11 protein-coding genes are annotated in these 12,895 nt (G+C 58.6%); 8 read left to right on the top strand and 3 right to left on the bottom strand.

Annotated features, from left to right (window positions below):
• Nucleotides 1-227: 227 nt before the first annotated feature.
• The 5 genes from CWM57_RS22900 to CWM57_RS22880 all read left to right on the top strand — a co-directional run bounded on the left by CWM57_RS22900 (nt 228) and on the right by CWM57_RS22880 (nt 6,381).
• Nucleotides 228-1,052: an AraC family transcriptional regulator gene (locus tag CWM57_RS22900; RefSeq protein WP_074387152.1), complete on the top strand. Its 825-nt coding sequence runs from the start codon at nt 228-230 to the stop codon at nt 1,050-1,052.
• A 151-nt stretch (nt 1,053-1,203) separates the two neighbouring features.
• A complete protein-coding gene (locus CWM57_RS22895) occupies nt 1,204-2,124 on the top strand; it encodes a dihydrodipicolinate synthase family protein (RefSeq protein ID WP_074387151.1) in 921 nt (306 codons plus the stop codon).
• A gap of 14 nt (nt 2,125-2,138) precedes the next feature.
• Entirely contained in the window at nt 2,139-3,743 is a 1,605-nt protein-coding gene (locus tag CWM57_RS22890) for an aldehyde dehydrogenase (NADP(+)) (protein ID WP_100676420.1), read from the top strand.
• Nucleotides 3,744-3,758: 15 nt separating this feature from the next.
• Nucleotides 3,759-5,360 (top strand): APC family permease, encoded by a 1,602-nt coding sequence (locus CWM57_RS22885; RefSeq protein WP_100676419.1) that lies wholly within the window; start codon nt 3,759-3,761, stop codon nt 5,358-5,360.
• 10 nt (nt 5,361-5,370) lie between these two features.
• Entirely contained in the window at nt 5,371-6,381 is a 1,011-nt protein-coding gene (locus tag CWM57_RS22880) for an Ldh family oxidoreductase (protein ID WP_100676418.1), read from the top strand.
• A 28-nt stretch (nt 6,382-6,409) separates the two neighbouring features.
• On the opposite strand, the gene CWM57_RS22875 is transcribed toward CWM57_RS22880, so the two are convergent.
• Nucleotides 6,410-6,943: a GNAT family N-acetyltransferase gene (locus tag CWM57_RS22875; protein ID WP_074387147.1), complete on the bottom strand. Its 534-nt coding sequence runs from the start codon at nt 6,941-6,943 to the stop codon at nt 6,410-6,412.
• 32 nt (nt 6,944-6,975) lie between these two features.
• Between CWM57_RS22875 and CWM57_RS22870 the strand changes: the two genes are divergently transcribed.
• Nucleotides 6,976-7,812, top strand: a complete 837-nt coding sequence (locus CWM57_RS22870; RefSeq protein WP_100676417.1) for a GNAT family N-acetyltransferase — start codon at nt 6,976-6,978, stop codon at nt 7,810-7,812.
• Nucleotides 7,813-7,815: 3 nt separating this feature from the next.
• Here the strand turns inward: CWM57_RS22870 and CWM57_RS22865 are convergent, their stop codons facing one another.
• Both CWM57_RS22865 and CWM57_RS22860 read right to left on the bottom strand, forming a co-directional pair.
• Nucleotides 7,816-9,177, bottom strand: coding sequence for an MFS transporter (locus CWM57_RS22865; RefSeq protein WP_061155863.1), 1,362 nt, complete (start codon nt 9,175-9,177; stop codon nt 7,816-7,818).
• A gap of 179 nt (nt 9,178-9,356) precedes the next feature.
• Nucleotides 9,357-10,271, bottom strand: a complete 915-nt coding sequence (locus CWM57_RS22860; protein WP_008807558.1) for a GntR family transcriptional regulator — start codon at nt 10,269-10,271, stop codon at nt 9,357-9,359.
• 136 nt (nt 10,272-10,407) lie between these two features.
• On the opposite strand from CWM57_RS22860, the gene CWM57_RS22855 reads away from it, so the two are divergent.
• Nucleotides 10,408-11,430 (top strand): zinc-binding alcohol dehydrogenase family protein, encoded by a 1,023-nt coding sequence (locus CWM57_RS22855; RefSeq protein WP_100631985.1) that lies wholly within the window; start codon nt 10,408-10,410, stop codon nt 11,428-11,430.
• 11 nt (nt 11,431-11,441) lie between these two features.
• Entirely contained in the window at nt 11,442-12,887 is a 1,446-nt protein-coding gene (locus tag CWM57_RS22850; protein WP_074387144.1) for a tagaturonate reductase, read from the top strand.
• Nucleotides 12,888-12,895: the final 8 nt, after the last annotated feature.

Here is a 12,895-nt window from a genome sequence, read left to right as displayed (position 1 = left end):
ATGACGAAATCTGCATAGTCATCAGCACGGTATATTTCTATTTCACATAGTTATTTCTTATTAATCATCTGCTTAATGCTGTGGTAAACCGAAAGTGACCATTGCGCCAGTGGATAAATCAGGGGAAGGCGTAAAGCGGATCCAGGATCGCAAAACCGAGGGATGCTGCTTGAGGTGTTAACGGAAAGTGAATAAATATCCTTCGGTCACTTACATGAGGAGGCCTTATGATCGGTGTTTCTGATGCGCCGCCGCCCCGGGCGGTTAACCAACCTGAGCTGGCCGTCGATGAGCTGAGCCAGATCTGCGAAGGGCTGGCGCGCCAGCGGCCGGAAAATATGCCCGCGCTGCTGAATGCCCTGGCGCTGATTGCGCCCCTGCTCAATGCCATTCCTAATGTGGTCTTTTTTATCAAAGATCGGCAGGCGCGTTATTTGTTGGCGAACCTGACGCTGGCCCGCCGCTGCGGTTTTAAAACCGTCTCCTCGCTGCTGGGCAAAACCTCCGCCGATGTCTTTCCTTCCGCGCTGGGTCAGGGTTATACCGAACAGGATCTTCGGGTACTACGGGAAGGCGTGACCCTGCGCGATCAGCTGGAAATGCATCTCTACAATGGCCGCGAGCGCGGCTGGTGTCTGACGCAGAAACTGGCGCTGCGCGATATCAGCGGCCAGGTGATCGGCATGGCCGGGATCTCGCACGATCTGCAGGAGGCCCACGCCCGCCATCCGGCGTGGCAGCGGCTGGCGATCGTCGACGATCATATCCGCCGGCACTATCACCGGCCGATCGCCATGGAAGAGTTAACCGCCTTAAGCGGGATGTCGATTGCGCAGATCGAACGCTACTGCAAGCGGATCTTTCATCTCACCCCGCGGCAAATGATCCACAAAGTTCGCCTGGAAAAAGCCACCGAACTGCTGGCTGGCGATACGCCGATTACCGATATCGCCCTGCAGTGCGGGTATACCGATCACAGCGCCTTCAGCCGCCAGTTCAAGGCCATGACCGGCTCGACGCCGCGCGATTTTCGCCTCACGCTGCTCGGATAAACGCGGGCTCACACTTTTGTCGACTGTGCTAATTTCGTCATCGTATTGAGGGAAAACCGACAAGCCGCCGGTTCCGCGACACGTCAATCTGTCAGTGAATATTCACCATTCATTCACTTCGACTTAACAAAATGACGACAAGGAACCGAGCATGAGCAAAAAAGCGATTCACTGGAGCGGCGTATTCCCGGCGGTCAGCACGCAGTTTCGTAGCGATTACTCCCTCGATTTAGACGCCACTCACGCGGTGATGAAAAACCTGGTCAAAGATGGCGTTTCCGGGCTGGTGGTGTGCGGCAGCGTAGGGGAAAACACCTCGCTGAGCACCGATGAAAAACTGCAGATTATCGAGGTGGCGAAGGATGCCGCCGGCGGCAAAATTCCGGTCATCGCCGGGGTGGCCGAGTTCACCACCGCCTTCGCCCGGAAAATGGCAAAAGAGGCGGAGCGCGTCGGCGTCGACGGGATCATGGTGATGCCGGCGCTGGTCTATTCCTCGAAACCGCATGAAACCGCGGCCCACTTCCGCAGCGTGGCGAGCGCTACCGACCTGCCGATTATGGTCTACAACAACCCGCCGATTTACAAAAACGACGTGACGCCGGACATTCTCGCCACCCTGACCGACTGCGACAACATCGTCTGTTTTAAAGACTCCTCCGGTGATACCCGCCGCTTTATCGACCTGCGTAACACCGTTGGCGACCGCTTCGTGCTGTTTGCCGGGCTGGATGACGTGGTGGTGGAAAGCATCGCCGTCGGCGCGGAAGGCTGGATCTCCGGGATGTCCAATGCCTTCCCGCGCGAAGGGGAAACGTTATTCCGTCTCGCCCGCCAGCAGCGTTACGAAGAGGCGATGGCGCTGTACCGCTGGTTCATGCCGCTGCTGCATCTCGATGCGCGTCCGGATCTGGTGCAGTGCATCAAGCTGTGTGAAGAGTTGCTGGGTCGCGGTAGCGCCATTACCCGTCCGCCGCGTCTGGCGCTGGAAGGCGAAACGCGCCAGCAGGTGGTGGCGATCGTTGAACAGGCGCTGGCGACTCGTCCGACGCTGCCGGACGTCGGCCTCTGATCACAGGAGTCAATATGAATACATCTCAGACCACGGCGGGACGGCAGTTTATCGCCGGACGCCGCATTGCCAGCGGTGAGGCGACGCTATTGAGCCTGCGGGCGGTGGACGGCGAAGCCACCGGTCACCGCTTTTATCCGGCTTCACGCGAGGAAGCCGCACAGGCCGCAGAAGCCGCGCAGCAGGCCTTTGCTGTTTATTCACAAACCACGCCGCAGCAGCGGGCGCGCTTTCTCTGCGCGATTGCCGATGAACTGGATGCGCTGGGCGAGGCGTTTTTTGCACTCGCCGGTCAGGAGACCGCGCTGCCGCTGGCGCGGCTGCAGGGTGAACGGGCGCGTACCAGCGGCCAGCTGCGGATGTTTGCTGGCGTGATCCAGCGCGGCGATACCTTCGCCGCCCGTATTGATACCGCCTTAGCCGACCGTCAGCCGCTGCCGCGCCCGGATCTGCGCCAGTATCAGCAGGCGTTAGGGCCGGTGGCGGTGTTTGGCGCCAGCAACTTTCCGTTGGCCTTTTCCACCGCCGGCGGCGATACCGCCTCGGCGCTGGCGGCTGGCTGCCCGGTGGTGGTGAAGGCCCATCCGGGCCATATGGCCACCGCCGAGCTGACCGCTGAAGCGATCGTCCGGGCGGTAGTGCGGTGCGGTTTACCCGGCGGCGTATTCAATATGATTTTCGGGACCGATATTGGCGCCGAATTGGTCGGCCATCCGGCGATTCAGGCCGTTGGCTTTACCGGTTCGCTGGCCGGTGGTAAGGCGCTGTATCAGCTGGCGCAGCAGCGCCCGCAGCCAATCCCGCTGTTTGCTGAAATGTCTGCGATTAACCCATTGATTATTCTGCCGCAGGCGCTGAAGACGCGGGCCGAGGCGCTGGCAAACGAGCTGGTGGCGTCATTCACCCTCGGCGGTGGCCAGTTCTGTACCCGTCCGGGGCTGATTCTGGCGCTGCGCGGCGCCGGGCTGGAACGCTTTAAGTCGGCGCTGTGCGCGGCGGTAGCGGGCTCCCCGCCGCAGGTGTTGCTCAATGCGCCGACCCTTCAGCACTACCGCCAGGGGGGGGCGGCACTGGCGGCGCACCCGCGTATCGAGAAGCTGGCGAGCGGCCTCGCCGCCGGCGCCGGGCAGGCGCAGACCCTGCTGTGGCAGGCTCAGGCCGAGGATCTGCTGGCGCAGGATACGCTGTTGCAGACCGAAGTTTTCGGCCCGCTGTCGCTGCTGGTGGAAGTGGACGATGAGGCCCAACTGCAGGCGGTAGTGAAAGCGCTGCAGGGGCAGCTCACCGCGACGCTACACGCCGAGGCGGATGATGGCCCGCTGGCGACGAGCCTGCTACCGCTGCTGTGCGAGAAGGCCGGACGGGTGCTGTTTAACGGTTATCCCACCGGCGTGGAAGTGTGCGATGCGATGGTCCACGGCGGCCCGTGGCCAGCGACCACCGACGCGCGCGGGACCTCGGTCGGCAGCCGGGCGATTGAGCGCTTTCTGCGCCCGGTCTGTCTGCAGAACGCGCCCTCCGCCCTGTTACCGCCGGCGCTGCAGGATGCGAACCCTTTGAACCTGCTGCGCCTGGTCAACGGCCAGTGGACCCGGGAAGCGATTTCCTCCTCTCATTGACGCAAGGGCATCACCATGACCATTCACTCTACGCATAACAGTCAAACCCGCGTTGCTGAGTCGGGTAAGTTTAAAAAACAGCTGACCCTGACCGATCTCACCTTTATCGGCCTGGGAGCGATTTTCGGCTCCGGATGGTTATTCGCCGCCAGCCACGTGGCCTCCATTGCCGGTCCGGCCGGGATCGCCTCGTGGGTGATCGGCGGCTTTGCGGTATTGCTGCTGGGGATTGTCTACTGCGAGCTGGGGGCGGCGCTGCCGCGCGCCGGCGGCATTATTCGCTACCCGGTCTTTTCCCACGGTGAGCTGATGGGCTATCTGCTGGGGTTCATCACCCTGATTGCGTTCTCCAGCCTGATCTCGATTGAAATCGTCGCCGCCCGGCAATATGCCGCGGCCTGGTTTCCGGCGCTGACCCAGCCGGGCTCCAGCTCGCCGACGCTGCTGGGGTGGGTGGTGCAGTTCCTGCTGCTGTGTTTCTTCTTTGCGCTTAACTACTACAGCGTCAAGACCTTCGCCCGATCGAACAACTTCATCAGCGTGCTCAAGTTTCTGGTGCCGCTGCTGGTGGTGGTGACGCTATTCACCTTCTTTAAACCGGAGAACCTGCACGCGCAGGGGGTTGCGCCGTTTGGCATGTCTGGGGTAGAAGCGGCGATCAGCGCGGGGGGAATTATCTTCGCTTATCTGGGATTGACGCCGATTATCTCGGTAGCCAGCGAAGTGCAAAAGCCGCAGCGGACTATCCCGATTGCGTTGATTTTATCAGTGGTGCTGTCGACGATTATCTACGTGCTGCTGCAGCTGGCGTTCCTTGGCAGTATCCCCACCGAAATGCTGAACGGCGGTTGGGCCGAGGTGAGCAAACAGTTCTCGCTGCCGTATCGCGATATCGCCATTACCCTCGGGATGGGCTGGCTGGCCTTTATGGTGATAAGCGATGCGATCATCTCCCCGAGCGGCACCGGCAATATCTATATGAACGCGACGCCGCGGGTGATCTACGGCTGGGCGAAGGCGGGTACTTTCTTTAAAGCCTTTACCCATATTGATAAAGCGTCCGGTATTCCGCGCCCGGCGCTGTGGCTGACCTTCGGGCTTTCAATCTTCTGGACGCTGCCGTTCCCCTCCTGGGAACAGCTCATTAGCGTGGTGTCGGCTGCCCTCGTGCTGAGCTACGCCATCGCCCCGGTGACCGCCGCCGGGCTGCGCCGCAACGCGCCGGATCTGCCGCGGCCGTTCCGCGTGCGCGCCTTCGGCATCATCGGCCCGGTATCGTTTATGATCTCGGCGCTGATTGTCTACTGGTCCGGCTGGAATACGCTCTCGTGGCTGCTGGGGCTGCAAATCGTGATGTTTGTGGTCTACGTGATGTGCAAGGGTAAGGTGCCGGAACATACCGTGAGCCTGGCGCAGCAGGTGAAGTCTTCGCTGTGGCTTATCGTTTTTTATGCGTTGATTATCCTCTTTTCCTGGCTGGGCAGCTTCGGCGGGCTTAATGTGATAGGTCACCCCTGGGATACGGTGCTGGTGGCGGCGATGTCGTTGGGGATTTACTACTGGGGCGCGCGCAGCTGCCTGCCGCAGGCTAATTTTAGCGGAGATGAAGAAGAGTAAGGAGAGCACGATGGAGTCGGTAACCCTTTCGTTACCTGAAGCTTATGACCTGGCGCTGGAAATGCTCAGCGCCAATGGATTTAGCGCCGACCACGCGGCGGCTATCGCCCGCAATGTAACCGCCGGGGAACGCGACGGCTGCGCTTCCCACGGCCTGTGGCGGCTGTTGGGCATTGTCGATACCCTGCGCAAAGGTAAGGTATCGCCCGATGCCGAGCCGCATATCCACGACCAGGCGCCGGCGATTGTGCGGGCGGATGCTGGGGGTGCTTTTTCGCTGCTGGCCTACGAACGAGCGCTGCCGCTGCTGCTGGAGAAAGCGCGGCACAGCGGTATTGCGGCGCTGGCAATTAACCGCTGCGTCCATTTTTCCGCGCTGTTTACCGATATTGAGCCGTTGACCGAGGCAGGGCTGGTGGGGCTGGCCTGTACGCCAAGCCACGCCTGGGTCGCGCCGGCGGGCGGCACGCGTCCGCTGTTCGGCACCAATCCTATCGCTTTTGGCTGGCCGCGGCGGGACAAACCGCCGTTTATTGTTGATATGGCGACCAGCGCCGCGGCGCGCGGTGAGATCCAGCTGCATCAGCGTGCCGGCAAAGCGCTACCGGAAGGCTGGGGAATCGACAGTCATGGCCAGCCAACGACCGATGCCGCGGAGGTGCTGAACGGCGCGATGTTAACCTTTGGCGGGCATAAGGGCTCGGCGCTGGCGGCTATGGTTGAGCTGCTGGCCGGGCCGCTTATCGGCGATATGACCAGCGCCGAATCGCTGGCGTGGGATAACGGCGCGGGTGGGCTCCCCTACGGCGGCGAGCTGATCCTGGCGCTGGATCCGCAGCGCTTTCTCGGCGCGCAGGCACCAGAGCAGCTGGCGCGCGCCGAAACGCTGTTCAAGGGGATGCAGGAGCAGGGGGCGCGGCTGCCGGGCGAGCGACGTTTCGCCTGCCGTCAGCAGAGTGAGCGGCAGGGGGTTACCATCAGTCGTTCATTGCATGATGAGATTTGCGCCTTGCGGCCATAGTAAAGCGCGGAGCGCGGCGGGCCGACCATCAGAGCGACAAGCGCATGGCGCAGCGCGACTCGGGCGGTAGGCCGTGCCGGGTCTCCTGTTCCCTTTTTGCCGCCAGTCCGGCAGGCAGGGTCAGCTCATCGAGCATGGTGAATCCCAGACGGGTATAAAACGGCGCATTCCACGGTACCTCGCGGAAGGTGGTGAGGGTTACCGCTGGGTAGCCCATCTGCCGTGCGCCCTCGATAACCTGCTCCAGCAGCATCCGGCCGATGCCCTGATGCTGCCAGTCCTCGTGGACGGCGATTTCGACGATAAATAAGGCGTCGTCGAGCGGTTCGGTCAGAATAAAGCCAATCGGCTGCCCGGCGGCTACCGCCAGCAGGCTATGCTCTGTTTCCAGATAATCATGATGACGCGCAACGCTAATCACCTCGCTGTCCGCCAGCCAGGCGAGAGAGGGGATCTGGCGAAATGCCTGGGCTGCAGAACGTTCAATGGCGGGCAGAAGGGCGATATCGCTCTCCTGAGTCAGGCGTAATACGGCACCGGCAGTTATAGTGTTAGTTTTCATCACCTCAGCATAGCAGCCCTCGGGAGAAAAGTATGGAGCTGACCGCCGTTCCCGCCACGCAGTTCAGCAGCGTGCAGTTAACGGATATTCTCAACGCCTGTTTTGAAGCCTATCTGGTGCCTGTTACCCAGTCGGTGGCGGGATTTGTTCAGCGTTTTAGCGCCGAGGGGATGAGCCTGATCGATTCCCGCGTCTGGCTGGCCGGAGATGAACCGGCGGCGATCGCGATTGTCGCTCGCCGGGGAAGTGCCGCTCGCCTGGCCGCCTTTGCCCTGCGCCCGGCCTGGCGCGGCAAAGGCCTGGGCCGGGAATTGATGCAAGAGCTGCTAATGCTCCTGCAACAGCAGGGGATCGAGACGGTATCCCTGGAGGTGATCCGCGATAACCACGCGGCCGTCGCGCTATATCAGGCGCTGGGCTTTACGCGACGCTATGGGCTCTGCGGCTATCTGAGCAATGAACCTCTGGCTCCGGTATCGGGTGTATTACAGCTTTATCCCACCCTGGCCCTGCTACGGCGCGCCATTGACGAGAGTAATAGTCAGCTCCCCTGGCTGCTGGATCCACTCACCTTCGCCACCCTGCCCTGTCAGGTCGTGACGCTGGAACAGCGCGCTTTCGCGGTTCTAACGACGGCGGGCTCGCGGCCTGTACTGCAGTTTCTGTGGGTGGAGCCCGCCGCCCGCCGTCAGGGGCTGGCGCGTGAGCTGCTGGTGACGCTGGCGCAGCAGTTCCCGGGCATTGGTACTTCGGTGACGGTCCCGGAAACGTTTACGCCGCTGTTTGCCGCGGCGGGATATGCGCCGCTATCGCTGCAGCAGTATGAAATGAGCGCAACGATGAATGCCCTGCGGTCAGCAGGGCGTTAAGATTCAGTCGTTACGCGGGTCACTAATCGGCTGGCGAACCAGGAAAATGTAGGCCAGTGCGCCGAGAGCGGTCACACAGCCGCATATAACCAGTGCCAGCTGGAAGGAATGGGTGGTATCGACAATAAATCCGGTCACCACCGGTGCGAATGAAGCGCAGATAAAGCTGGCGAAATTCTGAATACTGCCGACGGAAGCCGTCATTCTTGATGCTACAGCGACGTGGATCAACCCCCAGCAGGACGTTCCGGCAAAATGAATACAGAACAACGCCATACCGATTAACAGCACCGCCGCGATTGAGGTGGTGGCATGCGGCACGATCAGCGTAAACGCCGCGGAGCAGAACATCCCGGCAATAATGCAGATCTTGCGGCTTTTGATCGGGGCCATGCCGCCTTTGACCAGCCAGTCGGTGACGTAGCCATTGATCAGCATACCGGCGGCACCAAACAGGAAAGGAATGGCGGCCATAAACCCGGTACTTTTCAGATCGAGGTTATACGCCGTTTGCAGGTAGCCCGGCAGCCAGGCCAGATATAGCCACGCGGTATAGTTGATGCCGCTGAAGCCGAACATCATTCCCCACATGGTTTTGTTTTTAAACAGACTGCGCCATTCGGCAAAGCTCAGCGGGTCACGGCGCACGTTGACGCTTCCGGCATTAAGGTAGGCCTGCTCATCGGCGGTGAGGGGGATATCCTCCCGGTTGCGATAAAGCATATACCAGCCGATAGCGACAAAGATCCCCAGTACGCCGATGGTAATAAACATCCAGCGCCAACCCATCATCAGCATCATCGCGGCAAGGATCGGCGGGCTGATCGCCACGCCAATCGTCGAGGCGGCGTTAAAGAAGCCCATTGGGCGACCGCGCTCTTTAATATTAAACCAGTCGTTGATCACCTTGACGCCGCACGGGTTCATCGGCGCTTCGCCGATCCCCATGCCGATACGCACCAGGACAAACTGGGTAAAGCTGTGCACCATCCCGGAGACCGCCTGAAATAGCGACCAGAAAAACATGCCCAGCCCCAGCATGATGCGTGGACCTTTGCGATCCAGCAGCGGTCCGCAGGGCAGTTGCGCAATGCCATAGGCCAGAGAGAAAACCGATAACAGCGCCCCGATTTCAGTGGCGGTAAGCCCTAACTCCTCGCGAATCGTTAAGTTCGCAACGGACAATGAACTTCGGTCGAGGTAGTTAATCACCGCCGCCAGAAATAACAGAATCATTGCCGTTGTTTGAATCTTTTTAATACGAGAACTACGTTGTAGTGTATTTTCTAGGGGAGCTGAAAGGGTTTCCGCTTCCCCCTTTTTAAAGTCGGTCTGCGGGTCTATGGTTATATTTTGTGATTCCACGCCTGACTCCTGATTATTATGTTTGAATACCAAGTGACAACGAAGGGGGTAAACATCACCCACCTGTTTCACAGTAAAGTAAGTCGACTTGTTTTCAGCATAAATAACCTTTTTGAGGGCGCCGGATTACGTTTTTGGATTTGTGCTGTTGCTAATCATTTTCTGTTTTTAATCGGTACTTAATGTGCCAGCGATTCACTTTGCTTGAGAGAGTTAATCATGGATTGCTTCGCAGAGTTCAGGTGGTTACGTAGCGCCAGGTTGGCATCCAGATCGCTGCGACAGATGAGTGCGCTCAGGATCGTCATATGTTCATCAATGGCGATGATATTGCGCTGTTTAAGGTCACTTTCATCCCACTGATAGTGGAAGTGAAAGATCACGGAGATAATCTCAAGTGATTGATTAAAAAATATATTATCTGCAGCGGAAAGCAGCAGCGAATGAAAATCACGATCGAGCTGGGAGAACATACGAAAGCTGTTGCCGATGCTGTCCCGCAGGGTGCGGTGGCGCTCAAGCAGGGTTTTGGCCTGCAGCCAGCGGGCATCGCTGTCCGGCAGATTAAGAAAGTGTTGAAGTGCGTGGGTTTCCAGCATCTCCCGCAATTCGAACAGTTGCTCGGCCCAGGATTGCTCAAATTTTTTCATGTTCCACTGGCCGCGCTTTTCGCTTTCAATCAGGTTGTAGCGGCTGAATTTCAGTAAAAATTCTCTGACCACGACCGGGCTGACGCCCGCGGCACGCGCCAGTTGCAGTTCGGAGAACCGCTCCCCGGCGCGTAGCTGACGCTGGTTAATCATGGTGAAAAACGCTTGTTCAAAGAGACGGTTTTGTTCGGTCAGCGAGGCGCTGGAACCATCGAAGCCGTCCTGTACTTCCGGCTGACGAAGGATCTGGTAGTCGTGATTGACCTGGCTCAAGACGCCGCGCTCGCATAAGTGGCAAAGGATATGGCGCACCGTGGTGCGGCTGATGTTATACATCTCCGCCAGTGCGCTTTGCGAGGGTAGCGGCGAGGGGATAAAGCCGCGCGCCATATCGTTGATGACCTGGTTAATAACATTGTGACGTAGGTTTTGTGAGCGACTCATAACGTTTTCCTTTTTTATCCATTAAAGCCGGATTTAAAACAGTTTTGTGCGTGACATTTCACAGATTTTGCAATGAGTTTCACTCTATTTCTATTTTTCATCGATATCTAAGCCAACAAATACGGAGGCAATTATTATGACGTCGATGAATACTTTAGTGTGTCAGGAACCTAAAAAACTACACTGGGAAAAACGCCAAATTCCCATTCCCGGCGATGATGAAGTTCTCATTAAAATAAAGGCAGTGGGGATTTGTGGGACAGACATTCATGCATGGGGCGGCAATCAGCCTTTTTTTAGTTATCCGCGTGTTCTTGGACATGAAATATGCGGTGAGATAATTGGGCTGGGTAAAAATATTCTTAATTTGAAGAGCGGCCAACAGGTTGCTGTGATTCCCTATGTCGCCTGCCGCCAGTGTCCGGCCTGCCTGAACGGCCGGACAAACTGCTGCGAGAAGATTTCGGTGATCGGCGTGCATCGGGACGGCGGGTTTAGCGAGTATCTCTGCGTGCCGGTAAACAATCTGCTGGTGGTGGATGACGTCGATCCTGAAGCCGTGGCGTTGATTGAGCCATTCGCCATTAGCGCCCACGCGGTGCGTCGCGCAGCGATCCAGCCGGGAGATCAGGTGCTGGTGGTTGGCGCGGGCCCCATTGGGCTCGGAGCCGCGGCGATCGCTAAGGCTGACGGTGCGCAGGTAGTAGTGGCGGATACCAGCCCAGCGCGGCGCGATCATGTGGCACAGCATCTCGGCCTGACCACCCTCGATCCCTCCGATCCGCTGTTTATCGAGCAACTGTCTGCCACGTTTGGCGGTTCTCTGGCGCAGAAAGTGATTGACGCGACGGGAAATCAGCAGGCGATGAATAACACCGTTAATTTAATCCGTCACGGCGGCAGCATCATTTTTGTTGGTCTGTTTAAGGGGGAACTGCAGTTCTCTGATCCGGAATTTCATAAGAAAGAGACGACGATGATGGGCAGTCGTAATGCGACGGAAGAGGATTTTGCCAAGGTCGGGCGGCTGATGGCCGAGGGGAAAATCACCGCCAGGATGATGCTAACCCACCGTTACGACTTCAAATCGCTGGCGGAAATTTACGAAAGCGACGTGATTAACAATCGTCAGCTGATCAAAGGCGTTATTCATTTTTAGCAGGTAAGCTTATGAAATCGTTAAACCGACAAGATTTTCCCGGGCCGCAGTACCCGACGCGCGCGATTCAGTTTGGCGAGGGCAACTTCCTGCGGGCATTTATTGACTGGCAGCTGGATCTGCTGAATGAGCAAACCGATCTGGCGGCGGGCGTGACCATTATTCGCCCGATCAACACCGCGTTTCCGCCGTCGCTCAATACCCAGGACGGGCTTTACACCACGGTGATCCGCGGACTGGACGAACGCGGCGAGGCGGTGAGCGAGGCGCGGATTATTCGATCGGTGAATAACGAGATCAATCCCTGGCAGGATTTTGCCGGCTATCTGGCGCTGGCTCGAAATCCGGCGATCGCGTTCGTATTTTCAAACACCACCGAAGCGGGCATCAGCTATCACGCCGGAGACCGGCCTGACGATAAGCCGCCGGTTAGCTTCCCGGCGAAACTGGCCCAGCTGCTGCTCGAACGGTTCCGCCATTTCAACGGCGCAGTGGATAAGGGTTGGACGATCATCCCCTGCGAGCTAATTGACTATAACGGCGAGGCGCTGAAGGCGCTGGTGCTGCGCTATGCCGAAGAGTGGCAATTACCCGCGGCTTTTCGCGACTGGGTTGAGACCGCCAATACGTTTTGTTCAACGCTGGTTGACCGCATCGTCACCGGCTACCCGCGTGATGAAGCAGAAAAGCTGGAAACGGAGCTGGGCTACCATGATGCTTTCCTTGATACCGCCGAATACTTTTGGTTATTCGTCATTCAGGGTCCGCAGGCGCTGGCGGAAACGCTGCGGCTGGATCGCTACCCGCTTAATATCCGCATCGTAGAGGATATCCGGCCCTATAAAGCGCGCAAGGTTGCCATTCTTAACGGTGCGCATACCGCGCTGGTGCCGGTAGCATGGCTGTGCGGGGTGGATACCGTTGGCGAAGCGATGCAGGACGAAGCCATTCGCCATTATGTACAGCAGACGATTGATGAAGAGATTATCCCGGCGCTCGATTTACCGGCCGAGGAGCTTCGTCAGTTTGCCGATGCGGTCACCGGGCGCTTTCTTAATCCCTATATTCGCCATCAATTGCTCGCCATCGCCCTGAACGGCATGACTAAGTTCCGCACCCGGATCCTGCCGCAGCTGCTGACGACAATCCGCCAGCACGGCGCGATCCCCCCGCGGCTAACGTTTGCCCTGGCGGCGCTTATCGCCTTCTATCGCGGCCAGCGCGACGGACAGGTGTATCCGCTGCAAGATGATGACGTCTGGTTAACCCGCTTCTCGCAAGGATGGAAGCAGGTGGCGAACGGGAGCCCGCTGCATGGACTGGTCACGGACGTCCTGCAGGATAACGCGCACTGGGGCGAGGATCTGACGGCTATTCCCGGCCTTTCCGACCAGGTCACGCGCTATCTGGAAATGATTTTGCGCTCAGGAATGCGGGAGGCCCTGGCGCGGCTGTAACGGTTTTG

The organism is Klebsiella sp. G-Nf4, assembly GCF_002810615.1.
Classification (GTDB): Bacteria; Pseudomonadota; Gammaproteobacteria; order Enterobacterales; family Enterobacteriaceae; genus Klebsiella; species Klebsiella variicola.
The sequence above is the reverse complement of the archived record's forward strand: the minus strand, read 5'-3'. Positions and strand labels throughout refer to the sequence as shown.

Bases quoted from the DNA above. Each gene is read 5' to 3' on its own strand.
- CWM57_RS22900 (WP_074387152.1), top strand. From the start codon at position 228: ATGATCGGTGTTTCTGATGCGCCGCCGCCCCGGGCGGTTAACCAACCT.
- CWM57_RS22895 (WP_074387151.1), top strand. From the start codon at position 1,204: ATGAGCAAAAAAGCGATTCACTGGAGCGGCGTATTCCCGGCGGTCAGC.
- CWM57_RS22890 (WP_100676420.1), top strand. From the start codon at position 2,139: ATGAATACATCTCAGACCACGGCGGGACGGCAGTTTATCGCCGGACGC.
- CWM57_RS22885 (WP_100676419.1), top strand. From the start codon at position 3,759: ATGACCATTCACTCTACGCATAACAGTCAAACCCGCGTTGCTGAGTCG.
- CWM57_RS22880 (WP_100676418.1), top strand. From the start codon at position 5,371: ATGGAGTCGGTAACCCTTTCGTTACCTGAAGCTTATGACCTGGCGCTG.
- CWM57_RS22875 (WP_074387147.1), bottom strand. From the start codon at position 6,943: ATGAAAACTAACACTATAACTGCCGGTGCCGTATTACGCCTGACTCAG.
- CWM57_RS22870 (WP_100676417.1), top strand. From the start codon at position 6,976: ATGGAGCTGACCGCCGTTCCCGCCACGCAGTTCAGCAGCGTGCAGTTA.
- CWM57_RS22860 (WP_008807558.1), bottom strand. From the start codon at position 10,271: ATGAGTCGCTCACAAAACCTACGTCACAATGTTATTAACCAGGTCATC.
- CWM57_RS22855 (WP_100631985.1), top strand. From the start codon at position 10,408: ATGACGTCGATGAATACTTTAGTGTGTCAGGAACCTAAAAAACTACAC.
- CWM57_RS22850 (WP_074387144.1), top strand. From the start codon at position 11,442: ATGAAATCGTTAAACCGACAAGATTTTCCCGGGCCGCAGTACCCGACG.